The sequence below is a fragment of the Streptomyces buecherae genome (assembly GCF_014295035.1).
GTDB classification, from domain to species: Bacteria; Actinomycetota; Actinomycetes; order Streptomycetales; family Streptomycetaceae; genus Streptomyces; species Streptomyces youssoufiensis.
The window spans coordinates 6,049,742-6,072,984 of record NZ_CP060404.1 but is presented as its reverse complement, the minus strand read 5'-3'; the positions used below and the strand labels follow the sequence as shown (position 1 = coordinate 6,072,984).

At 73.4% G+C, this 23,243-nt stretch carries 16 protein-coding genes and 1 pseudogene; 9 read left to right on the top strand and 8 right to left on the bottom strand.

Annotated features, from left to right (window positions below; all coding sequences use genetic code 11):
• Positions 1–577: 577 nt before the first annotated feature.
• The 5 genes and pseudogenes from H7H31_RS34325 to H7H31_RS24050 all read left to right on the top strand — a co-directional run.
• Positions 578–1,633: pseudogene (locus H7H31_RS34325) on the top strand (GTPase); the annotation flags it as partial.
• Between the two features lie 1,653 nt (positions 1,634–3,286).
• Positions 3,287–3,727: a hypothetical protein gene (locus H7H31_RS24065; RefSeq protein WP_187059577.1), complete on the top strand. Its 441-nt coding sequence runs from the start codon at positions 3,287–3,289 to the stop codon at positions 3,725–3,727.
• Positions 3,717–6,815: a tetratricopeptide repeat protein gene (locus H7H31_RS24060; protein ID WP_187118079.1), complete on the top strand. Its 3,099-nt coding sequence runs from the start codon at positions 3,717–3,719 to the stop codon at positions 6,813–6,815. The genes H7H31_RS24065 and H7H31_RS24060 overlap by 11 nt, the downstream gene beginning before the upstream one ends.
• A 113-nt stretch (positions 6,816–6,928) precedes the next feature.
• The gene (locus H7H31_RS24055) at positions 6,929–7,399 is read left to right on the top strand and encodes a hypothetical protein (RefSeq protein ID WP_187059868.1); all 471 of its coding nucleotides are present in this window, start codon (positions 6,929–6,931) and stop codon (positions 7,397–7,399) included.
• Positions 7,400–7,727: 328 nt separating this feature from the next.
• Positions 7,728–8,750 carry an aliphatic amidase gene (locus H7H31_RS24050; protein WP_187064603.1) on the top strand — a complete coding sequence of 341 codons (1,023 nt, stop codon included), beginning with the start codon at positions 7,728–7,730 and terminating at the stop codon, positions 8,748–8,750.
• A gap of 37 nt (positions 8,751–8,787) precedes the next feature.
• Here the strand turns inward: H7H31_RS24050 and H7H31_RS24045 are convergent, their stop codons facing one another.
• The 4 genes from H7H31_RS24045 to H7H31_RS24030 form a co-directional block, all read right to left on the bottom strand.
• The gene (locus H7H31_RS24045) at positions 8,788–9,993 is read right to left on the bottom strand and encodes a LuxR C-terminal-related transcriptional regulator (protein ID WP_187064602.1); all 1,206 of its coding nucleotides are present in this window, start codon (positions 9,991–9,993) and stop codon (positions 8,788–8,790) included.
• Between the two features lie 26 nt (positions 9,994–10,019).
• Positions 10,020–11,021, bottom strand: a complete 1,002-nt coding sequence (gene sbnB, locus H7H31_RS24040) for a 2,3-diaminopropionate biosynthesis protein SbnB (protein ID WP_187064601.1) — start codon at positions 11,019–11,021, stop codon at positions 10,020–10,022.
• 71 nt (positions 11,022–11,092) lie between these two features.
• Positions 11,093–12,028 carry an ornithine carbamoyltransferase gene (locus tag H7H31_RS24035; protein ID WP_372455996.1) on the bottom strand — a complete coding sequence of 312 codons (936 nt, stop codon included), beginning with the start codon at positions 12,026–12,028 and terminating at the stop codon, positions 11,093–11,095.
• A gap of 227 nt (positions 12,029–12,255) precedes the next feature.
• Positions 12,256–12,456, bottom strand: a complete 201-nt coding sequence (locus H7H31_RS24030; protein ID WP_187064599.1) for an MbtH family protein — start codon at positions 12,454–12,456, stop codon at positions 12,256–12,258.
• 1,210 nt (positions 12,457–13,666) lie between these two features.
• On the opposite strand from H7H31_RS24030, the gene H7H31_RS24025 reads away from it, so the two are divergent.
• Both H7H31_RS24025 and H7H31_RS24020 read left to right on the top strand, forming a co-directional pair.
• Complete coding sequence (locus tag H7H31_RS24025) at positions 13,667–15,064, top strand: MFS transporter (RefSeq protein WP_197995970.1); 1,398 nt, start codon at positions 13,667–13,669, stop codon at positions 15,062–15,064.
• Positions 15,065–15,313: 249 nt separating this feature from the next.
• Positions 15,314–15,904 (top strand): allene oxide cyclase barrel-like domain-containing protein, encoded by a 591-nt coding sequence (locus H7H31_RS24020; RefSeq protein WP_187064598.1) that lies wholly within the window; start codon positions 15,314–15,316, stop codon positions 15,902–15,904.
• 66 nt (positions 15,905–15,970) lie between these two features.
• On the opposite strand, the gene H7H31_RS24015 is transcribed toward H7H31_RS24020, so the two are convergent.
• The 4 genes from H7H31_RS24015 to H7H31_RS24000 form a co-directional block, all read right to left on the bottom strand.
• Positions 15,971–16,246: a DUF7848 domain-containing protein gene (locus H7H31_RS24015; RefSeq protein ID WP_187064597.1), complete on the bottom strand. Its 276-nt coding sequence runs from the start codon at positions 16,244–16,246 to the stop codon at positions 15,971–15,973.
• A complete protein-coding gene (locus H7H31_RS24010; RefSeq protein WP_187064596.1) occupies positions 16,243–16,833 on the bottom strand; it encodes a hypothetical protein in 591 nt (196 codons plus the stop codon). The genes H7H31_RS24015 and H7H31_RS24010 overlap by 4 nt, the downstream gene beginning before the upstream one ends.
• Positions 16,830–17,282, bottom strand: a complete 453-nt coding sequence (locus H7H31_RS24005; protein WP_187064595.1) for a hypothetical protein — start codon at positions 17,280–17,282, stop codon at positions 16,830–16,832. Before H7H31_RS24005 ends, H7H31_RS24010 begins: the two co-directional genes overlap by 4 nt.
• 111 nt (positions 17,283–17,393) lie before the next feature.
• Positions 17,394–18,575, bottom strand: coding sequence for a helix-turn-helix domain-containing protein (locus tag H7H31_RS24000; RefSeq protein WP_187064594.1), 1,182 nt, complete (start codon positions 18,573–18,575; stop codon positions 17,394–17,396).
• A 67-nt stretch (positions 18,576–18,642) separates the two neighbouring features.
• Between H7H31_RS24000 and H7H31_RS23995 the strand changes: the two genes are divergently transcribed.
• Both H7H31_RS23995 and H7H31_RS23990 read left to right on the top strand, forming a co-directional pair.
• Positions 18,643–19,320: an HAD family hydrolase gene (locus H7H31_RS23995; RefSeq protein ID WP_187064593.1), complete on the top strand. Its 678-nt coding sequence runs from the start codon at positions 18,643–18,645 to the stop codon at positions 19,318–19,320.
• Between the two features lie 1,068 nt (positions 19,321–20,388).
• A complete protein-coding gene (locus H7H31_RS23990; protein ID WP_232110052.1) occupies positions 20,389–22,923 on the top strand; it encodes an SdrD B-like domain-containing protein in 2,535 nt (844 codons plus the stop codon).
• The last annotated feature ends 320 nt before the right edge of the window (positions 22,924–23,243 follow it).

The window sequence follows — 23,243 nt, the reverse complement described above, 5'->3', positions numbered from 1 at the left end:
GCGGCGCGGCGGGACCGAGAGCGGTGGGGTGGCGGATGGGGCGGCCGGGGGGCCGGCGGAGGCGGTGTCCGGTGCGCCGGAGTTGAGCGTTCCGGGCCGGGCTCGGGCGGTCCCGCCGCGGCATTCCTGGGACGACGGGTTGATCGCGCGTCGGGCCCCCAAGCCCGTGGAGACGGAGGTGCAGGAGGCGCCGGCCGCGCTCGACGGCGGCGGGGGTGCGGAGGGCGCGGGCGGCGGCGAGGGGTCGGGGAGCGCGGAGGGCTCGGCGGGCTCGGGGGGCGCGGCAACGGGCTCGGAGGATGCGGAGGCACCTACGGACAGGGCGGAAACCGCTGGCAGGACGGGCGCCGTCGACTCGGGGGGCTCCGGTGGCTCGGGAGTGGGCCAGAACCTGGGGGCGGGTGGGGGTGCCGCTGTCGCGGACGGTGCTTCCGTGCGCGGGGGCGCGGGGAGTGCCGGCGGGGGGCTGGTAGCCGACGGGGCGCTCGGGGAGGGCGCCGACGCTGACGCGTACGCCCTCGCTCGCGCCGTGAGCCTCCCGAGCCACGGAAGAGACGGGAACTTGTCGGCGTACGGCATGGGGAGCGGGGCCTCGTCGGCGTACGGGGGCGGGGGCGGGTACCGGCGGGGGGCGCTGGGGTACGGCGTGGCGAGCGGCACCCTGGGGGCGGCGGTGTTGCGGAACCGGCTGGCGGCGCTGCGCGAGGTGGTCGCGCTGTCCCGTAGCCGGGTGGACGGGCGGACGCTCGCCGAGGCCGAGAAGGTGCTCGACCAGGCGGCGGCCCGGGACCGCTACTCGCACGGCCACACCGTCGTCGCCCTCGCCGGCTCGACCGGCAGCGGGAAGTCCACGCTGTTCAACGCGCTGGTCGGAGCGCCGCTCGCGGCGGCCGGCACGCAGCGGCCCACCACCTGCGCGCCGCTGGCCTGCTCGTGGAGCGAGGACGCCGAGGGGCTGCTCGACCGGCTCGGCGTCCTCGTCGCCGACCGCCACCGCCCGGCCCGACCGTACGACCCCGCGTTCGCCGGGCTCGTCCTCATCGACCTGCCCGACCACGACTCGGTCAGCGTGGGGCACCGGGCGCGGGTGGAGCGGCTGCTGGGACTCGTGGACGTGATCGTGTGGGTGGTCGACCCGGAGAAGTACGCCGACGCGGTGTTGCACGAGCGCTATCTGCGCCCGCTGGCCGGGTACGCCGAGGTGATGGTCGTCGCGCTCAACCAGGTCGACCGGCTGCCGGGGAACGCCGCCGGACAGGTGGTGGACGATCTGCGGCGGCTGCTCGACGAGGACGGGGTCGCGCTCGGCGAACACGGCGAGCCCGGCGCGACGGTGCTGGCCCTGTCGGCACTGACCGGCGAGGGCGTGGGTGAGCTGCGGGAGACGCTGGGGCGGTTCGCGGTCGACTGCGCGGCGGCGGAGCGGCGGCTGACCGCGGACGTCGACGGGGCCACCCTGCGGCTGCGCCCCACCTACCTGGCCGAGCACCATGCCGGGCTGAGCGAACGGGCCTGTGAGGAGTTCGAGGACGGGCTCGCGGACGCGGCGGGCGTGGTGGCGCTCGGTCAGGCGGCCGAGCGCGCGTGGTTGCGCGCGGCGGCGCACGCCTGCGGCTCGCCCTGGGCCCGGCTGGCCGAACGCCGCGCCTCGGGCCCGCGCCCCGCGCCCGTGGAGCCCGCGACGGCTCGCTCGTCCGGCGCCAGCGGCACCAGAGATACCAGGGGCACCAGAGACACCAACAGCGCCAACATCCGCAGCAGCACAGGGGGCGACACCCGCAGCAACACCAGCGTTGCGGCGGAGTCGGCAGGCGCGGTCGGTGCCGTGGCCGCGATGGTCGCACCGGGCCTCGCGGGCTCCGCACGCTTCACCGGTTCGGTGGACGCGCCGTTCGCGACGGACCCGACATTCGCGACGGACTCGACCCTCGCGCCGGGCGCACCGAACGCGCCGGACGCGGACCGGTGGATCGCGGGGCGAGGTGAGGCGTGGGAGCGGCGCGCGCGGAGCGAGGCCGCGGGGGCCGGGGAGTTGGTGGGGGCCCGGGGTGTCCCCTCCCCCACGGCGGAAGGCGGCGGGCCCCCGGCGGCGGAAGGCGGCGGTCCCGAGTTCCGAATCGCCCCGAGCGACCTCGCGGCCACCCAGCGCGGACCGGCCACCGACGCCGCCCCTTCGGGCAGCGGTTCGCCGGCGGCTGGCCCCGAGGCGTTCCCCGCCGCCGTGCCCCGGGGCCGGCTCGCCGCGCCGGCGCCCGGCACGCCTCTGTCGGCCGAGCCCGCCACTTCCGTACCGGCCCAGCACGCCGTCCCCGCGCCCGGCGAGCCCGCCCCCGTACGGGCGGAGCGGGTGGCACCTCCGTCGGTGGCGCGGCCCGCCGTCGAGCACGCCGTACGGGCCATGGCCGACGATGCCGCGGCCGGCCTGCCCCGGCCCTGGGCCCGGGCCGTGCGCGAGGTGGCGCAGAGCGCGGCGACGGGGTTGGCGGAGGCGTTGGACGAGGTTGTGGAGGAGGTCGCCGACCGCGCGGTGAACACCCCGGGGCGGGGTGGTTCGCCGTTGCGCCGGCCGCGCTGGTGGGCCGTGGCGGAGCTGGCCCAGAAGGCGTGTCTGGTGGCCCAACTGGGTGGCCTGTGCTGGTTGGTGGCCGCCATCGCGGGGCTGGTCGGCGGGGCGTGGTGGGTGCCGACGGCGCTGTTGGTGGCCGGCTGGGTCACCGGCCCGGCCCTTGCATACGTGTGCGCGTGGGCGGCGCGCGGCCCGGCCCGCCAGCACGGCGAGGAGGCCGAGCGGCAGTTGCGGGAGCGGGTGGCGGAGTGCGGGCGCGAGCGCGTCCTGGAGGCGGTGTTGGCGGAGCTGGCGCGCTACCGACAGGTGCGCGAGCGGTACGTGGTGGCCGCCGGCGGGATGTGAGGCGGGCCCCGGGACCGACGCGGTGACGACGGGCCCCGGGCCGGGGGGGGTGCGGGGCCGGGGGGCGGGCGCGGGGCCGGGGGACAGGCCCGGGGCCGCGTAGGAGAGCGGGCGCGGGCCCCGCGCGGAAATCGAGCACAGGACCCCCAGCCGCCCGGCGTGACCGCCCCCTCACTCCCCCACCTCCCCACCGCCGCCCACGCCGCGCGTCCCGTTCGACATGAGACGGTGGCAGGGGCACGGCGCGCCCCCGCACGGGGCGCACCGCGACCCGGAGCGGGGCGCGGGGCGTACCTCGCCACCGCGCAGGCGACGCCGTGGAACCGATGCGGTGCTGTCGGGCGTCAGGGTGGGATACGGACGGAGGGAGTCGGGGTGTTGGAGGACTTGGTGCTGGCGGGCGGGGGCGCCGTGGTGGGGGCGATGGCCACCGACGGTTGGCAGGTGGCCCGTACCGGCGTGACGCGGCTGTTCAGGCGCGGCAGCGACGAGGAGGCCGCGGGCATCGAGCGCCAGTTGGACAGCGACGCCGAGCGGGTCGCGCGGGCCGAGGACGCGGAGCGCGTACGGAACCGGCTGCTGGTGTTGTGGGCCGAGGAGTTGGAGACGTTGGTGCGCCGCCACCCGGAGCTCGAGCAGGAGTTGCAGGCGCTCATCGACGAGATCAGGGCGGCCACGCCGCAGGCCGAGCCGCGCGTCAGCCAGCACAACTACGCCAGGGACAACAGCCAGCAGTACAACACCATCAACGGCAACGTCATCGTGCACCACGGGACCCCGGCGGAGCGGGCGACGGAGATCACCGGTGAGCCGTGACCTGCCGCCGCAGCAGGTCTTCCACGTCACCAGCGGGCATGTCTACGGCGCCATCGGCGCCGACCTGCACGTCTACCGGGACCGCGGGCCCGTCTACGTGCTCGCGCCGTACCGCTCGCGCGCGGTGGCGCCCGAGCAGGTTCCGATCTCCCAGCCCAGCCGGCTGCTCAACGCGCGGTACGAGGTCGTCGCGTTCACCGGACGGCAGCGGGAGTTGGCGAAGCTGGCCGACTGGCGCGACGGTGCGGACGCCCGGCTCGCCCTGGCCTGGCTGCACGGTCCGGGCGGGCAGGGCAAGTCCCGGCTGGCCGCACAGTTCGCCGCCGAGAGCGCGGCGGCGAACTGGCGGGTGGTGACCGCGACGCACGGGGCGGGCGCGGTGGTGGCCGGGGTGGGCGGCGATGATCTGAGCGTGGCCGGGGCGGCCGGCGTGCTGCTGCTCGTGGACTACGCCGACCGGTGGCCGGTCTCCCACCTCACCCTGCTGCTGAGCAACCAACTGCTGCACCACGACGTGCCCACCCGGGTGTTGCTGCTGGCCCGCGGGGTTTCGGCGTGGCCGGCGCTGTGCGGGGCGGTGGAGCGGGCGGACCTGGGAGCCGAGACGGCCGACCTGCCGCTCGGCCCGCTCGACGCGGAGGCCGGCGCGCCGTCGGGCGGGGGTGGGGCCGGCGGCGCGCGGGGCCCGGGGGCGCGCGCGAAGATGTTCCGTACGGCCCGCGACTCCTTCGCCGCCTACTACCGGATCGACCCGGACGCCGTCGCCCCGCCCGACTACCTGGACCGGCCCGAGTTCGGCCTCACCCTGGCCCTGCACATGGCCGCCCTGGTGGCCGTGGACGCGCACGCGCGCGGCGGCGGCGTACCGCGCGGGTTGCCCGAACTCGCCGCGTACCTGCTGCGTCGCGAGCGCGAGCACTGGAACCGGCTGTACGAAAACCGGGTGGAGGGCCTGGAGTACGCGACGCCCACCGAGGAGATGCGGCAGGCGGTGTTCGCCGCGGCGCTCACCGGCGCCACCGGGCACGGGGCGGGCACCGCCGTGCTGCGCCGTCTGGAGGTGGCCGAGCCGCACCGGCTGCTCGCCGACCACGCCACCTGTTACCCCTCACCCGGGGGCGACACCGTCCTGGAGCCGCTCTACCCCGACCGGCTGGCCGAGGACTTCCTCGCGTTGAGCTTCCCCGGGCACGGAGTCACGGAGTTCGGCAGCGTGCCGTGGGCCGCGGAGGCCGCCCGAGCGCTGCTGGCCCGCGACGAGCGGGGCGAGCCGCCGGCGTACGCGGCCCGGGCGGTGACCTTCCTCGCCTCGGCGGCGGCGCCGCACCGCTGGCCGCACCTGACGGACGGGCTCGCGGGCGTGCTGCGCGCCGACCCGGCGCTCGCCGTGGACGCCGGGGGCGCCGCGCTGAGCGCGCTGGCCGAACTCGACCTGGACCGCGCCCTGTTGGAGGCCATCGACGGTCACCTGCCGGAACTCGGCCAGCTCGACCTGGACGCGGGCATCGCGCCGTTCGCCGAGCGGCTGAGCGCGCTGCGGCTGGCCGCCAGCCGTACTCCGCTGGAGCGGGCGCGGCTCCACCTCGACCTCGGGTTCCGGCTGTGGCGGGCCGGCCAGCCGGACGACGCGCTCGCGGCGACGGAGCGGGCGGTCACGGATTTTCGGCGGTCCGACCAGGAGACGGAGTTGGCGGCGGCGCTCGCGCAGGCGAGTGAGTACGCCAGGCGGGTGGGCAACCGCACGCGGAGCCGGGTCGCGGCGCAGGAGGCCGTGGACCTCTACCGCCGGCTGGCCCAGAGCGACCCGGCGACCCACGAGCCGGGGCTCGCCGTGTCGCTGTCCCACCTCGGACAGGGGCTCCTCACCGAACAGCGGGGCCGCGAGGCGCTGCGGGCCATGGACCGGGCGACCGAGATCTTCCGACGGCTGGTCGACGCCAACCCGGTGGCGTACGAGCCGGGGCTCGCGATGGCTCTGGCCAACCAGGGCTCGCTGCTGTGGAGCCACCGCCGGTGGGACGCGGCGCGGGAGGCCACCGAGCGGGCCGTCGCCCTGTTCCGGCGCCTGGTCACACCCGGCGGCGGGGCGCCGGCGGCGGACGCGGGGCCACCGGCCGACGCAGACCCGGACGCCGGGGGCGCGGATGTCCGGAAGGCAGACGCCCGGGACGCGGACGCCGGTGGCGCGGAGAGCGGGCCCGGGCTCGGCCGGGCGGTGACGGTGGACGAGAGCGACCTCGCGCTGGCGCTGAGCAACCTGGGGGTCATGTACTGGAGCGCGCGGGACCGCCCCCGGGCGCTGGCCGCCGCCCGGGAGGCGGCCAACATCTACCGGCGCGTGGCGCGCGCCAACCCGGCCGCCTTCGAGCCCGAGCTGGTCCGGGTCCTGAACGACCTGCGCGGCTTCCTGTTCCGCGGCGAGCGGTGGCGCGAGGGGCTGGCCGTGGCCGACGAGGCGATGGGCATCGCCCGCGAGCGCGCGGCGGACGACCACGCGGCCCGGGCCCGGCTGGCCCGGCTGCTCGTGCAGTGCGCGCGAGGCCGCGTGCGCTCCGGGCTCGACGTGCACCAGGCCGAGCACGAGGTGGCGGAGGCCATCACCCACTACGAGCACCTCACGGCGGCCCACGCCGACTTCGCCAGCCCGCTACGGGACGCGCGCGAGGCCCAGCGGGAGGTACGGGACAAGCTCCAGGGCATCCCACCCGAGCCGCACCGCAACTGGACCGCCGAGGAGCACTGGGTCACCCTCCTCGGCCAGGACGAGGTCTGGCAGGACGCCCAGGACCACCGCTACCTGCTCGACACCATGACGCCGCGCTACTGCCGCAACGTCGAACGGTTCATCCTGAGCCAGGCCGACGCCGTCTACGACCTGCTCGTACGCACCCTGCGCGTCGCGCCCGACACCCTGGACCGCGGCCCAGACGAAAGCGCCGCCCAGTGGCTGCGCCGGCAGCCCCTCCTGGTGGCCCTACGCCGCCGCGCCGACGGCAAGCCGGCCAAGCCCGCGCTGTGCCACTGCGGGTACCCCATCGCCCCGGACTGGCAGCACGACCACTGCTACCCGGGCATCATCGTGGACTGAGCGGGCGGGGGCCGGCGCGGACTGTGCTTCCGTCCTGGTCTCGTCGGCTGACCAGTTACGATGCCGGTCCCCCCACGCCCACCAGTCCGTACGTGATCCGCTTCGGGGGACCCATGCACATCCGTACCGCCGCCACCGTCGCCGCCGCCATGGTGCTCGGCTTGTCGCTCACGGCCTGTGGCGGCGACAGCGACAGCGATGCCAAGCCGACGGGCCCTGGCCAGCACAGCGACGCTCCCGAGCCCACCGGAGTGACCGACTCCACCGACGCCAACGGCGACGATGGGAAGGCCGCGCTGGAACACAGCGTGCGGGCGTACACGAAAGCCCTGTTCGGCGGCGACCCGAAGGGGCACGACCTGCTCTCCAAGCGGTGCCAGAGCGAGATGCCGCAGGACCAGTTCACGGCCATGGCGCAGCAGGCACGACACGACTACGGGGCGCTCACGATCAAGACCTTCGAAGTGGACCAGATCAGCGGCGACATGGCGCGGGTGAGCTACGGCGTCGGGGTGCCGCAGTTCGAGCGCACGGCGCAACCGTGGTCACGTGAGGACGGCACCTGGCGCTGGGACGCCTGCTGAGCCGACCCCTCCACCACCGCCCGCCCCCCCACCGACACCAGGCGCCCCTCATCCCCCGCCCTCATCCCCCACACCCCAGGCGTCCCCCACAGGCCGGCGATCGCGCCGCGGGGGTAGCGGGTGGGGCGGGTCCGCGCTTTGCTGGAAGTCCCGCGGAACGCGAGCGTCCTGTGTGCCGCTCCCTGTCCCCTCACCTCCCCCGGCCTCACTCAGCACGCGCCGTACGACGCCTCCGGGCCCCGTCCGGCGCGCGGGACCCGCGCGCCGCGACCGCGTCGGGGCGTCCGGCGTGGTTCCCGCACCACACGAGGACGAGGAGGAGCGAGCGATGCGGCACGGTGACATCTCGTCGAGCCCGGACACGGTCGGCGTCGCGGTCGTCAACTACAAGATGCCCCGCCTGCACACCAGGGAAGAGGTGCGGGAGAACGCCCGCGCGATCGCCGACATGGTGGTGGGCGTGAAGAGCGGGCTGCCCGGCCTGGACCTGGTGGTCTTTCCCGAGTACTCCACCCAGGGGATCATGTACGACCGGTCCGAGATGCTGGCCACCGCGGCGTCCGTACCGGGGGACGAGACCGACGTCTTCGCCGCCGCGTGCCGCGAGGCGCGGGTGTGGGGCGTGTTCTCGTTGGCGGGCGAGCGGCACGAGGAGCATCCGCACAAGCCGCCGTACAACACGCTGGTGCTCATCGACGACCAGGGCGAGATCGTGCAGAAGTACCGCAAGGTCCTCCCGTGGTGTCCGGTCGAACCCTGGTATCCGGGCGAGTCCACCTACGTCTCGGACGGGCCGAAGGGCCTGAGGATCTCGCTGATCATCTGCGACGACGGCAACTACCCGGAGATCTGGCGGGACTGCGCCATGAAGGGCGCCGAACTCATCGTGCGGTGCCAGGGCTACATGTATCCGGCCAAGGACCAGCAGGTGCTGATGTCCAAGGCGATGGCGTGGGCCAACAACTGCTACGTGGCGGTGGCCAACGCCGCCGGGTTCGACGGCGTGTACGCGTACTTCGGGCACTCCGCGATCATCGGGTTCGACGGCCGCACGCTGGGCGAGACCGGCGAGGAGCCGTACGGCATCCAGTACGCGCAGCTCTCGGTGTCGGCCATCCGGGACGCGCGGACCTACGACCAGTCGCAGAACCACCTGTTCAAGCTCGTGCACCGGGGCTACACCGGCACCGAGGCGGCCGGCGAGGGCGCGGCGGGCCTGGCGGAGTGCCCGTTCGACTTCTACCGGCTGTGGGCGAGCGACCCCCGGAAGGCGGCCGAGCACGCGGAGGCCATCACCCGGAGCACGGCCGCGGTGCCGCCGGTGCCGCCGGGTGGAGGCGGTGCGGCCTGAGCCGACGCGGGTGGCGGCGGGCCGGTGGTCGTGCGGGCTAACCCGCCCGCTCCCGACCCGCCGGGCCGTGTCCGGCGCGCGGGTCGAAGGTGGTGCCGTGCTCCGTCTCGTACGGGTGGATGAGGTAGCCGGCGCGCGTGCGGTTGCGGGCGCCGAGGCGGCGCAGGATCTCGTTGATGTGGCGCTGGCAGGTGCGGACGGACATGCCCATGCGGCGGGCGATGGCCTTGTCGTCCTCGCCGGCGACGAACAGCCGCACGATGTCGGACTTGACGGCGTCGGACGCGGCGATGGCCTGCTGGCGGCCCAGCTTGGCCGGAAAGGGCGTGGCCTGGTCCCACAGCCGGTCGAAGGTGGCGGCCACGAAGTCGACCGTGCTGGGGTCGCGGACGACGACCGCGCCGCGCGGGTCGCCGCGCAGCGCGAGGACCGCGACCTGGCGGTCGACGACGAGCGCGCGGGCGAACCGGTCGCCCAGCGTCCTGACCGGGCAGCCGAGGTCGGCCAGGTGCTCGGCCTGGGCGAGGGTGGCGTGGTGGAACTGCGCCGTGTGCTGGTTCAGCGCGCGGACGCGCAGCCCGTGGGCGCGCGCCGGCTCGGCGAGTTCCAGCGGCTCCCACGGCGCCTCCCGCGGTCCGCCGGCGCCCGGTTGGGCCGCGAGCACCTCGCGCGTGGCGTGCGCGAGCGGCTCGGCCACGCGGCGGCGGACCGGCAGGGCGCCGGTGACCGCCTCGGTGCCCTGCCCGCGCAGCCGGTGCGCGACGCCCTCCTGGTAGCGGTCGGCGAGGGCGGCCAGCTCGCCGCGCACGTGCCCGAGCGTCTCCTGGAGCTCGGTGATCCGGCGCGCGGCGGGCTCGACGAGGTGCGGTTCCGCGTAGTCCGGCGAGACGGCCGTCAGCCGGCCCGGCTCCGCCCGCGCCGGCCGCAGCAGGCGCGGCCGCAGCAGCGCCTGGAGGCAGCGGGTCAGCTCCTCCTCGGGGCGGCCGGTGAGGCGTACGAGGTCGGGCAGGCCGATGCTGGCGGTACGGCTCGCGTGCGCGTAGACCTCGAGTGCGGCGGGTTCCAGCGGCGTCAGGGACGCCAACTGTTCGATCTCGGCCTCCGCCGACGCCGCCTGGGGTGCCGGCTGGCGCCCGCGCCGGGGCGCGGCGCCGGCGGAGGGGGCCGGGCGCGGTGCGCGCGGGTGCGGCGCCGCGTCCGGCCCGAGGGCCGTCGCGTCGATGTCGTGCGGGGAGGTCGTCACCGCCTGTGCCTCCTGCCGGTGGCGCCTTACCAGCGCTTGGTCTCGCCGATGAAGTCCGGGATCTCGATGGCGGTGCCCTGGCGGCGCGCCTCGCCCAGCACGTGGTGGCCGACGGCGAGGTCGAGGATGCCGAGGCCGAACGGGGAGAAGACGGTGGGCTTGGCGGGGTCGAGGGTGACGTTGCCCTGGAGCAGGGAACCGAGCGTGCCGGTGATGAAGTCCCGTCCCCCGGTGAGCTGTTCGGCCAGGTGCGGCGATGTCTGCGCCTTGAGGCAGTGGTCGACGTCGTCCACCACGTTGTTGCTGCGCAGCAGCACCTCGGGGGCGATGTCGCGCAGCGAGATGTTCAGCAGCACCTGGCTGGGGCGCAGGGTGGTGTCCGCGCTGACGTAGGGGGTGGCCGCGGTGGTGGCGAAGACCACCAGGTCCCGGTCGAGGGCGTCGTCCAGGGTGCCGATGGCGACCGGGACGCCGAAGCGCGTGGTGGCGTGCTCGCTCAGGTGGCCGGCGCTGGTGGGGTCGAGGTCGTGGACGAGCACGTCGGCCACGGCCACGCCGGCCGCGTGCAGGTAGTCGAGGATGGTGCGGGCGATGACGCCGGCGCCGACGACCGCGAGCCGCACCGGTTCGGCCGAGGTGACCAGGCGGGAGGCGGCGACGGCGGCCGATGCCGCGGTCCGTACGGCGCTGATGGTCGCGGCCTCCAGGCAGGCCAGCGGGTAACCGGTGGCGTAGTCGTTGAGCAGCAGCGTCGCCGAGGCGCGTGGCAGGCCCTGCTTGGTGTTGTCGGGGAAGCTCGCGATCCACTTCATGCCGATGGTGTCCACGTCGCCGCCGAGGTAGGAGGGCAGGGCGATGACGCGGGCGTTGGGCTTGTCCGGGAAGCGCAGGAAGTAGCTGTCGGGGTTGACCGAGAGCCCCCGCTCGTGGGCGATGTAGGTGTCGGCGACGATGCGCAGGACGTCCTTGTGCGCGCCGGCCAGGACGGTGGAGACGGCCGCGCCGGGCACGACGAAGAAGTGGGACATCGACTCTTCCTTCTGGGGTGGGTGGGGATGTGCGGGCGGCTCGGCGCCGGGCAGTCAGCGAACGGTGTGGTTCACCGCCTCGCCACGCACCATTCGAGGACGGCCATGGCCGCGTACATCTTGTTCTCCGACTGGTCGAAGGCCAGGCTGTGCGGGCCGTCGAGCACCTCGGCGGTGACGTCTTCGCCGCGGTGGGCCGGCAGGTCGTGCAGGAAGACCGCGTCCGGGCTGCGGTCCCAGAGCGCGGTCGTCACCTGGAACGGCGCGAAAACGTCACGCCACCCCGGGTCGGGCTTGCTGGTGCCCGTCGTCTGCCACCGGGTGGTGTAGATGACGTCGACGCCCTGCGGCGGGCTCGCCATGGAGTGCGTCTCGCTCACGCGCGCGCCGCTGGCCCGCGCGTTGTGCTGGGCCTGGCGCAGCGTCCCCGGGTCCAGGCCGTAGCCGGGTGGCGTCCGCAGCTCCAACTGGACGTCCGGGTAGCGGCTGAGCGTGAGCGCGAGCGCGGCGGCCGAGTTGTTGCCCTCCCCCACGTAGCACACGCGCAGCCCCTCGACGCGGCCGAAGTGGGTGAGCATCGTGGTCAGGTCGGCGATGGCCTGCGTGGGGTGCTCGTCGGCCGTCATCGCGTTGATCACCGCCATCCGGTCCTGCCGGGCGAAGGCCCGCAGCTCGGCCGGGTCGCCCGCGGTCCGCACCACCAGCAGGTCCAGCATCCGCGAGAGCACCTCGGCGGTGTCCTCCAGCGTCTCGCCCGTGTTCGTCTGGAGGTCGCCGGGCCCGAACGAGACGAGCTGCGCGCCGAGTCGCAGGGCGGCGGACGAGAAGGACGTACGGGTACGGGTGGAGGTCTTCAGGAAGTGGATGCCGGCGACCAGGCCGGCCAGTTGGCCACCGGAGCGGACGGAGCCTCGGGAGAACTCGGCGCCCCGCTCGACCAGGGCGCGCAGGTCCGCGTCGGTCAGGTCCCTGGTGGAAATCAGATGTCGCACCGTGGCGTTGCTCACTGTCTACCCCTGCCTTTCACGACGCACCGGTTGGGTGTAGAGCGCGACTCAACTCGGGCTCACACATGGCAAGTTGACACCGCGCGTGCGCACCGTGGAGAAACCCCGCTGGCGCACACGGCGGCCCTCGCATCGCGGCCGACGCCGCACCGGGGTCCGGCCGCTCGCGGTCGCGAACGACGGTCGGACGGCGGCGGGGCGGGCCCGGAACGGGGCGGCGCCCGAGGTCAGGAGGCGCGGGGCGTCGCGCGGCGCAGGCTGGCCGGCCGCATGTCGGTCCACACCCCGTCGATATGCGTCAGGCACTCCTGCTTGGCGCCCTCGAACCCCTCGGCGCGCCAGCCCGGCGGAAGCTCGCCGCCCACGGGCCAAACGGAGAACTGCTCCTCGTCGTTGAGCACCACGCGAAAGCGCTGGTCGTCACTCATGGGCTCCCCCGAGCCAAGGCGGCCCTCCGTCGGAGAGCCGTACGGAATTCCGGTCATGTCCCGGTCATCTGCGAACACCGGTCGTGCGGTGGTTCTGGTGCCTGTGCTGGGTGGGGCTGGCCGGCGTCACCGACCGACGCCCGATCGCTTGGCGACCCCCTCGCCGCCCCGCTCGCGTTGGACTCTGCCACGGTCCGGGGCCCCTCGCTACTCCCCACGCAGTGCCGGCAGTTGACGCCCGGGGAGAAGACGGAGCAAAGGCGGGAGTACCACCCCGACGCCGCCGCCGTCGCAGCCGCAGGTTGCCACCGAGTGACATGCGGCGAGTATGACCACGATCACACTCGGGCACGTACGGTGGCACCACGGGCACGCGCCGGTGGCCAGTTCGCCGCCCCTACCCACCCCCGTCGACCGGCCAGATGGCCAGCCCGCCCCCCTCCACCGCCCGTCGTCGGCGCCTTCCGGCCGATGACCGCTCCGGCCACCCCGCGACCCAGCTTCCGTCATTCGGCTCGAAACGACTGTCCGGTACGAGGCTTTGGTCGCCCCATCCCGCGCGGCGGATACGCCATATCGGCCACGCCACGCGGGGTACGTGGCCGACTCGGCGATCTCATTTGCCTAATCGCGCAGGCGAGTTGCCGCGTCCCCGATGTCCGGGACCACGCCCTTCGGGGCGTACCGATCGCGCCCATACGTGAACCCGGGCCGCCGCCACACGCCGGCCTCCGCCCTCGCGCCGAGGACACGCCGGGCGTCCCGGCCTTCCCGCGCGGGTCAGCCCACGTGTCCGCGCCGACACCCCGGGGTGTGCCGCCCTTGTGTGGCCGTGTGGCCCGCGCATATCTTTCTGCCCGTCTAGTGGGCCGCAGCGAGGCCGACCGCACAGCCCGATGAGCCTGACCGGTGTGGGTCAGGCAGAAGCCGAAGAATTCGGCGGGGTCGCGGGGGCCGCGCCGGTGTCCGGTGCCGGTGGCGTGGTCACCGGCTTTCGTTGTGCGCGGGCGCCGCGCCCTCGGCCCAAGACGTGCCGTGGCTACCGCTCGCCGCGGCGCTCCCCCTGCCTTCCCGGTCGCGGGTCAGTCGTGCGCGCGTGCACCCGCGAGTCGCGGGGCGCGGGCCGCGCCCGACCGCCGCGACCGCGTCCGAGTCGGACTCCGGACGTGCCGCCACGCGTCCGCGCCCGAACCAGGTCTCAAGGAGCAACGTGTTCAAGGATCTGATCCCGCCCCCGGGCCCGCCGCGCGGCCTGGCGCTCGCCCAACTGGTGTGCCGCCTCGGTGACGGCGCCTACCACATCTGCGCCGCGCTCTACTTCACCCGCATCGTCGGGCTGTCCCCGTTCCAGATGAGCCTGGGCCTGACCATCGGCTGGTCGGCCGCCCTCGTACTGAGCGTCCCGCTGGGCCACCTGGCCGACCGGGTGGGCCCGCGGGGAACAGCAGTCACCCTCTTCGTCTGCGCGGCCCTCTCCGTGGCCTCCTTCATCTTCATCACGGCTTTCGTACCGTTCATCATCGCCTCGTGCGCGTACGCGGTGAGCCAGCGCGGCGGCTCGGCCGCCGAACAGGCGCTGCTCGCCGGCCTGGTGCCCAAGGACCAGGTGACCCGGGTGCGGGCGTTCGTCCAGTCCAGCTACAACGCGGGCATGACGATCGGCGCCGGCCTCGGCGGCCTCGTGCTGCTCTTCGACCGACAGGGCGCGTACTACGCCGCGTTCGCGCTGAACGGCATCGCCTTCCTGATCGCCGCGTACATCCTGCGCCGACTGCCGGCCGTGGCCCCGGTCCCGAAGGCGCCGCCCTCCCCGGACGGCAGGCCGGCCAACAAGTCGGTCTTCCGGGACGCCCCGTACGTGGTGATCAGCGTCCTGAACACGGTGCTGCTGCTGTACGTACCGCTGATCGCCGTGGCCCTGCCGCTGTGGATCAGCGAGCACACCTCGGCGCCGGTGTCGCTGCTTTCGGTGATGCTGATGCTCAACACGGTGGTCGTGGCGCTGTTCCAGGTCCGGGTCTCCGAGGGCGTCAAGGATCTCACCAGCGCCATCCGCTTCCTCCTCCTCGGCAGCTTCCTGCTGGCCGCGGCGTGCGTCGCGTTCGCCTTCTCCGGCACCTGGGACTCGGCCTGGACGGCCGGCGTCCTGCTCGTCGTCGCCGCGGGCCTGATGGTCGTCGGTGAGATGATGCAGGCCGCCGGCGAGTGGGAGGTCAGCTTCGGGCTGGCCCCCAAGGGCAAGACGGGCCAGTACCAGGCGTTCTTCGGCAACGGCATCACCGTCGCCGAGATGCTCGGCCCGCTGGTGCTCACCGGCCTCGTCGTCTACTGGGGCGCCCCCGGCTGGATTCTGCTGGGCGGACTGTTCGTCGCGGTCTCGGCCGCGATGGCCCCCGTGATCCGCTGGGGCGGCCGGGTCCGGGACGAGAACGAGCGACTGGAGCGGGAGTCGCTGGCGCCGGCCGAGGCGGTCGGGGCGGCCGGGCCCCCGGATGGGGCGGAGTCCCTGGTTCCGACTCCGGCGGTCTCGACTCCGGACCCGGCTCCGGCTCCGGTGGCCAAGCCGGCCACGGACCACCGTGGCGAGGCGGTGGACGACCTGGTGTAGCGGCCGGCCCCCGCGCCCGCGCACAGCCGCGCGCACCCCGCCCGCGCCCCCGCGCTCTCCCACGGCCGAACACGACCGACGGCCGCCCGCGAATCCGGGGGCGCGGGCGTAGGGGCGGGCGCGGGCGGAGGAATTCACCATGCCTCCGCGAACATGACGCCATAGCGATATTGGCCTTAGACGCGACGAACGCGCCGTCATAGCGTCAAGGGTGTCCGCAGGGGGAGATCACAGCGAGGGGAATTCACCATGGGCATCGGCAATCTGAGGACCGCTGACGCATATCGCCAGGGGCTGGGGAACCGGCGGAACGCCAGCGGGAGGCGGGCGAAGCTGAAGAAGTTCCTCGGGGTGTCGCTGGCCGCCGCGGCCGTGGGCGTCTGCGCCGTGGGCAGCGCGGACGCCAACACCAGCACCGGCCAGAGCACCAGCACCAACACCAGCACCACCGCCTCGGAAAAGGCCCGCGTCGATGTCGTCGATATCAAGCTGAAGAACGAACAGCACGCGGTGACGGACCTCGGCCCGGCGGGTCCGAGCCTGGGTGACTACAACTCCTTTTCCGGCCGGGCCATAAGGGACGGCCGCGAGGTCGGACTTGGCGCCGGTTCGTGCAAGACGGTTCATATCGAGGGCGACAAGGCCACGACGCAGTGCGTAATCACGGTGGAGATCGGGCGCGGCTCGGTGACCATGCAGTCGCTCGCGCCAAAGGGAGGGAGTTCGCTCGACATGGCCATCACCGGCGGTACGGGCGCCTACGCGGGTGCACGGGGTACCGCACACTACTGGGCCATCGGAACGCCGGACGAGTGCATGCGGGTTCGCCTCCTGCGGTGATCCACGAGGCGCGACCGGGCGGCGACCGCTACCGGCCCACCGCTCACGACACGGCGATGCCCACCGTCACGCCGACGGCCCGATGTCCTCCTCCGGCGTGACGGTCCAGTGCCAGGTGATGGTGGCGGTGTAGTCGAAGTGCCGGCCGCCCGGGTGGTCGCGCGCCGTGTGGGCGCTGCACCAGCGCTGGGCCTGGGCGCACTGGGCGTCGAGGTCGTGCGCGGGGTCGGCCTCGGGGGAACGGTCGCCGCAGGTCCGGCACACCGCCCGGGTGAGCGGGGGCGGCTGGCTCGGGTCCATGTCGACGGTCATGGCGACGAAGCGGTAGTGGCTGCGGGTCACTGGGCTGGGCCTTTGATGGTCAGGTGGGCGTGGCGGGCGCACGCGCGGTGCGCGGTGAGCCGTCGGCGTACGGGATCGTCCGGATGCCGACGGCCCACGGCGGTAACGGCTCGATCCCGCTCAACGGCACGGTCACAGACCTGACACCGCAACGGGAGGGCCTCCGCCCCGTGCACGGCGAGCACGGCCGGGGCCAGGGCCGCCGCGAGGATGGCGGGCCGGCTCAGGTACTGCCCCGACCACCCACCCGGCACCCGCCAGTGCAGGCCAGGACTGTTGTGCCGGCCGGCGGGCGGTACGCCGAGGTAGGTGGCGCTGGTGTCGGTACGGGCCGGGAGCACGGTGACGTACGGCCGCAACCGCTCCCACTGTTCCCACGGCGCGCGGGCCGCCTCGCGCGGCGGGAGCAGCCAGTACGCGGTGCAGGTGTGGGGATCGATGATCGCGGCGCTGCCCTCGATGCCGTCCAGGACGTCGAAGGCGCGGGCGGCGATGGCGGTGTGGGTGCGTACGGCGTCCCACCGCTCCCCCGTGGGCAGCAGCGTCACCGTCCCGCCCGCCGGCGGAACCCAGGCACGCTCCCTCACCAGACGCCTCCGCGAACCCGGTCGGCCTGACGCTCCGCCGTACGCCCACCGGGGCGCCGGACGACGGCGTACGCCTCGGCCAGCCGCCCCGCGTCGGTCAGCAACCGCCCCGGCTCCGGCGCGACCCGCCACCAGCACAGCCGGGCCCGGGCCATGCCGGGCACGAAGAGGTAGCTCCCGTCGTCCCCGGCCAGCGTCACGCCCTCCCGCTCCCGCAGGTGACGTACGGCCTCGGCCCACGGTTCGATGAGCCAGGTGAGCTGCTGCTCGCCGTCCATTTGGATCACCGCACCGCTGTCCTCACCCAACTCGGCGAGGACGCGGTCACCGCGATGGATGGGCAACGTGAACGCGTGCCACCCCAGCTCCCCAACCCGCGTCCAGCGCACGCCACCGCCGGGAGGAATCCAGTCGTGGGGCGGGGTGGGTGTGGTCGGCTCGGTGGACATGGCGCGGCCTCCGGTGTCATCGGTGATCGATTGATGACTGACCGTAAGGAGTCGGCGGCCGGGGCCTCAAGGGCAATCTGACGAGGTGCTACCGCGTTGTGCCACGGAGCGTTACAGCGGCACTCCCAACGCATCGGCGAGTCCGCGCATTTCGGGAGTGAGCGTCCGCCGTCGCTCGATGACGCGCCCCATGATGTCCTGCGCGTAGCGCTGCGCGACGATCCACTGTGGCGCCTCGGCCCGCACCTGCTGGAGTACCCGTACGCAGCGTGCCTCGTCGCGCAGCCGGAGGTGAGCGTCGGCCACGTCCAGCAGATGCCGGCACCTGCCGCTCTTCCCGCCACCTTGTGCGGGAACCCACTCCCGTACGGCGCTGTGCAGCCGCAGTACGCGATCGGGCCGTCGCTGGATGGCGGCGTGCTCGGCCCGTTGGTGGGTCACCGTCACTGGCCCGAAGTGCCGCAGGTAGTCCGGGGCGCTGATCACCTCACGACCGAGCCCGACCGCCGCGATGTGCGCCATTTGCAGGGCGTCGGCGGCCTCCTGCTTGCGGTTGTCACGTACGGATGCGGCGCCGATGCGCAGTTGGAGACCGCCCCAGACCGCCCACTCCTCCGGCCTCGCACGGGAGATCCGCGGCTCGATGTCGTCGGCCCATCGAGTGGCCAACTCGGCCACGTCGGCGAGCCGGCCCCGTCGTAGCATCGGCGCACACTCAGCGACGACCGCCGCGCCACCGTCGAGTTCGTCCGTGGCGAGCTCCAGCGCGCGTTGCGCGGCATCGGCCGCCACCTCATGCCGCAGTTGAGCGAGGAATGACGTGACGAGCTGCATGACCTGGTATCGCAACCGGCGCGCTGGCTGGGAATCGTCGAGTGCGCCAGCATCGCGAATGAGAGCGGGGAGCATTCCGCCGAGAGAGTCGTACCGCTCTGTCGCGAACAGCGCCCGCCCGCCTGCCAGGGCACCGGAGACCCCCGCTGTTGTCGGCGGCTCGGGTGGTTGAGCGGGTGGCGCCGCCAGCGCCGCGACGGTAGGGCGCCAGATGTCTTCAGGGATCGCCGGCTGCCAGGGTGTCGGCGCCTCGGTGAGCAGATGCGTCGTGGTGACGCCGAGCGCGCGAGCGAGTTGGTGAGCGGTCTCCAACCGCACGTCGGTCCGCTCACCCTGCTCCAGCTTGCGCACGGTGGAGACGGATAGGTCAGCGGCATTGGCCAGTTCGCTCTGGGAAAGGCCGCGCCTTTTCCGGGCGATTCGCAGTCGTTGGCCGATGGTGCCAGGGGCCTCGGGCATACTGAGCTCCGTTCTGACTCGACACCAAAACGGTACTCCGACGCGACGACGTGGCGGTGACGCGGCGATGCCCGCAGGACTGCTGGTGCTCTGGGACATCGACCACACTCTCGTGGACACGCGTGGCATGGGGCGCGAACTGTGGGCCACCGCGTTCCACGAGGTCACAGGCGTCGAACTGCGCGAGCGGGCAAGCATCGAGGGACTGACCGAGCCCGTCATCCTCCGCGAGACAGCCCGGCTCCATGGAGTGCGTGACAGCCGGGAGTTGTTCGAGAGGTTCGCGCACGCCTTGGGCGCGGCGCACGTACGACACGCGGCCGAACTGCGCGTACGCGGCCAGGCCCTGCCCGGCGCCCGCCAGCTCCTCAACGCCCTGGCCCAGCGCCCGGGGGTTCGGCAGACGGTCGTGACCGGCAACATCCGCACGGCCGCCGAGGTGAAACTGTCGGCGTTCGACCTGCAGCGCGAACTGGACCTGGACATCGGGTCGTTCGGTGAGGACGCCGACGAACGACCGGGCCTGGTACGCGTCGCCTTGCGGCGCTCCGACACCCCGGCCGAGCACGCGGTCCTCCTCGGGGACACCCCGGCCGACGTACGCGGCGGACTCGCCCACGGCGTACGAGTCATCGGCGTAGCGACCGGCCGCACGAGCGCGGCCGACCTGGCAGCGGCGGGCGCGACGCAGACGCTGCCGAACCTCGCCGACACGGAGCGGGCACTGCGCCTGATCGCGGGCTGACGCGACCCCCTGGACGGCGGGCCAGAACGCCACGGCCGACGCTCACCGCCGTACCGAACCTGGTCGACCGGACGAGATCCGATCAACGTCGGCGGTGGCCGCCCTGGATGTTGCCTCGACTGCGCCTCGCCTCACCACTCACTCCTCCGGTGTGGGCCGTCACGCCCAACCGCCCCCGGAAACGATCGCCCCGACTGAAGAAACGTGCATGCACACCGCACAGCGTGTCCGAAAGTCGGCCACAACGCCCGGTGGTACGAGGTAAGTTGGCGGCCGTCGCACGACAATCAGCAAGTCCGTGTACGGGATGGCGGCACCACCAGCCGGCCGCGACAGGCCCACCCCGCGGGCGATCCATCGCCCGCGGTCGAGCGGGTAACGCGGAAAACCGCTGGCCGGCCGGTCGCCGAACCTCCGGGGGAGACGGCTCCGGGCCCGTGTTCGCGTGGCGCGCGGGCTTTCAGTGCGCCTGTCGGGCGGCGCGGACCGACCGGTTCACATTCGGCCATCACCGCACCGTCGCACATTCTTCCGGGCGGCATTCTCCGCCCCCACAAGAGCGTCGAAGAGGCCGACGGAAAAGAGGAGTTTCGCTGGTGGCGGCAGTAAACCGGGGATAAGCTGTCGCGCGCTGCTCGCGATGGCGGTCAGTGAGGGTGGGGGCGGGGTGGGGGCACCGTGGCTGAGCTGCAGGAAGACTCAACCCAGGACGGGTCGGCCCGGGGTCGTGAACGCGCGTTTTGCTTTTCCGGGTCTGCCACGCTGACATCCCGTCCGCAATACACCCGGACAGTCATCACAAAGCGGTCCACGCAACGTCAGTGGGCCCTTTTTTCTGCCCTGATGTTCGCGGCCGGCGTCCGCGCCTGAGGTCATGAAGTGGATGCGTAGCGAGAAGCGGGCGCTTCGTTTTCACGACAGAAGTGTCACGTCAAGAGAAGTGACAAGAGAAGTGTGGAGTGTGATGCCATGAACCGAGTCGGCAGAGACTCACGCCGGTTAGCCCGAAGGCTCAGAGAGCCATCGGCGCGCATCGGTCTGTCCGTTCTCCTCCTGGCCGGCGGCGCCGTGGGAGCGACGACGGGGCCCGCCGCCGCTTCGGCCGACGACGGCACGCTCACGGTCCAGGTGCTGCGCGACTTCTTCGGCACCGGCGTGGTCAACGCGACGATGGACGTGCCGCAGCGGGGCATGAAGGTGCAGGTCACCGACCGCGACGGGCACGTCGTCAACGGCGTCACGGATGCCACGGGGAAGGTCGTGGTGGAGGGGTCGACGGAGCTGGAGGGCGGTCGGTACCGCGTCGACGTCACCGTTCCGGCCCCGTACAGCAAGTACCTGCGGGCGGCGCCCGCGTCGACGGCGGAGAACCACTTCGACAGCTTCACGTCGTTCGTGAACGTGTCGGGCGGCAAGGACGCCTCGGTGGTGACGGGGGTGTGGAACCCGGCGGACTACGCGCTCCCGGACTCACGGTACTTCGTGCCGGTCCACAACGGGCCCAACGGGAAGGACACCCGGGCGTTGGTGGCGTTCGGGACGAAGTCCCGGGGCACGTGCCCCACCAACGTGGCCTGCCCGACCACCCTGGCCACGCAGGACCAGGTGGGCACGACGTTCGGGTTGGCGTACGACACGGACAAGAGCCGGCTGTTCCAGAGCGCCTTCGCGCGACGCTACGCCGCGTACGGGCCGAAGGGCGGCGGCGCGATCTACACGGTGCCGGCCGACGGCTCGGGCGCGCCGAAGTTCTTCGCCGAGGTACCGGACGCCGCGGTGACGCGGCACGACAGCGCCAACATGATCAAGGACCCCGGGTTCACCGAGGCGCCGGGCAAGGAGAGCATCGGCGGCCTGGCCCTGTCGGAGGACGGCTCGACGCTGTACGCGGTGAACCTGCGCACCCGCAGCCTGGTGAGCTTCGACGCGACGGGTGAGACGGCCGACAAGCCCAAGGCGACGGTCCCGATCCCGGACCCCGGGTGCGCGAGCGCCGACGACTGGCGGCCGTTCGGTCTCCAGACGCACAACAACACGTTGTACGTCGGCGGCGTGTGCAGCGCGGAGAGCACACAGAAGCGCGCCGACCTGAAGGCGGTCGTCGCCACGTACGACGGCAAGCGGTTCTCCACGGTGCTGAGCCACCCGCTCACGGCCGTACGCGGCAGTGTCTTCGGCGCGGGCGACGACAAGGGCACCCACTGGAACCCGTGGAACACCAGCCTGGGCACCTGGGACGACCGCAAGCAGGGCAACGTGTTCATCGACCCGCAGCCCGAGCTGTCGTCGATGGCCTTCGCCCGTGACGGCTCGATGATCCTGGGCTTCCGCGACCGGTTCATGGACGTACTCGGCTGGGGCGGCCTCGACCCCCGACCGGGGGACGACACGCCGGAGAACGGCATGTCCGGTGGCGACATCACCATGGTCTGCGCCACGCCCACCGGTGAGTACCAGTGGGAGGGCACCGGAAGCTGCCCCAACCACGCCACCGCCGCCAACAGCGGCGGTCAGGCGGCCGGCGTGGTCGAGTACTTCCCGGGCGACTTCTACACCACCGCCCACCAGGAGACGGCGCTGGGCTCGGTGGCCTACATCCCGCAGCAACAGTGGGTGGCCAGCACCGAGTTCGACCCGGTCGTCGACGTCGCGACCTCCGGAACCGGGTACTTCGACATCACGACCGGTCAAGGCCCGGGCAACGCCCCGAACGCCAACGGGTACGAGTTCGTCAGCGGGAGGCAGGGCGGCTTCGGCAAGGCCGGCGGGCTCGGTGACATCGCGTACGCGGCGGCGAACGCACCGATCCAGATCGGCAACGTCGTGTGGTTCGACGGCGATCACAACGGCATCCAGGACCCGGGGCACGTACTGCTGCCGGGGGCGACGGTCAGCCTGCTGGACGCGGACGGCAAGCAGGTCGCCACGACCACGACCAACGACGCCGGCGAGTACTACTTCGGCGGTGTCGGGGCCGAGTACGAACTCACGCGGGGCGCCAAGTACACGGTGCGGTTCGACGTGTGCACCGCGGACACCAGCGAGGTGCCCGAGCAGCCCTCGGCCGACGAGCTGAGGTTCACGCTCCCGCGCGCCGGGGCCAACCGCAAGCACGACTCCAATGTCACCCCGCCGAAGACCGGGCCGTTGTGCACCGGCGACGCGCCGGTCACGGCGCCGGACAAGCCGGGCGGGGTCGACCACACGATCGACGCCGGCGTGTACATCCCGAAGGACACGCCGCCCCCGACCCCGACTCCGACCCCCACTCCGACCGATCCCACTCCGACCCCGACGCCCACGCCGACCCCGGAGCCCACCTCGACTCCGACATCGCCCCCGACCTCGACCCCGACTCCGCCCACCGACACCAAGCCACCCGCGCCCGTGCCACCCGGCAACGACCCGGGCCCGAACGGCGGCGGCGGACCGGGCGGCGGAGGTAGCGGTGGCGGTGGCGGCGCCCAGGACGGCGGCGGCGGTTCGCTCGCCGACACCGGCGCGTCCAGCGTGCCGGAACTGGTCGGCCTCGTCGGCCTGCTGGTGGGCTCGGGCCTGGTCATCGCGTACGTGACCCGGCACCGGCGCACCCGACAGCACTGAGCGCACCACGCATCAGTGATCCGCCCGTCCGCGATCCGAAAGGCGCGGGCGGGCGGTTCACGTCCCGGCCGGCCCACGAGGACCGGCCTCGTTGTCGTCGGCCCACGAGGGTCGGCCTCGATGTCGTCGGTCCACGAGGGTCGGCCTCGATGTCGTCAGCCACCTGACCGTCGCGTCCCGCCGCGTGCTCGCGGAGGTAGGGCGGTGGGGTGATCGAAAGGGTGAATGGGCAAGTGTCAGCGTCGAACCGCGTGCGGAGCGCGCGCCCCCGCAGGGTCTCTCCGGGGCGTCCGGCCGGCCGGCGTCGGTGGCCGTGGTCG

Coding starts and splice junctions, on each gene's coding strand:
- sbnB (WP_187064601.1), bottom strand. CDS start 11,021: ATGTCCCACTTCTTCGTCGTGCCCGGCGCGGCCGTCTCCACCGTCCTG.
- H7H31_RS24000 (WP_187064594.1), bottom strand. CDS start 18,575: ATGCCCGAGGCCCCTGGCACCATCGGCCAACGACTGCGAATCGCCCGG.
- H7H31_RS24030 (WP_187064599.1), bottom strand. CDS start 12,456: ATGAGTGACGACCAGCGCTTTCGCGTGGTGCTCAACGACGAGGAGCAG.
- H7H31_RS24005 (WP_187064595.1), bottom strand. CDS start 17,282: ATGTCCACCGAGCCGACCACACCCACCCCGCCCCACGACTGGATTCCT.
- H7H31_RS24050 (WP_187064603.1), top strand. CDS start 7,728: ATGCGGCACGGTGACATCTCGTCGAGCCCGGACACGGTCGGCGTCGCG.
- H7H31_RS24055 (WP_187059868.1), top strand. CDS start 6,929: ATGCACATCCGTACCGCCGCCACCGTCGCCGCCGCCATGGTGCTCGGC.
- H7H31_RS23995 (WP_187064593.1), top strand. CDS start 18,643: ATGCCCGCAGGACTGCTGGTGCTCTGGGACATCGACCACACTCTCGTG.
- H7H31_RS24020 (WP_187064598.1), top strand. CDS start 15,314: ATGGGCATCGGCAATCTGAGGACCGCTGACGCATATCGCCAGGGGCTG.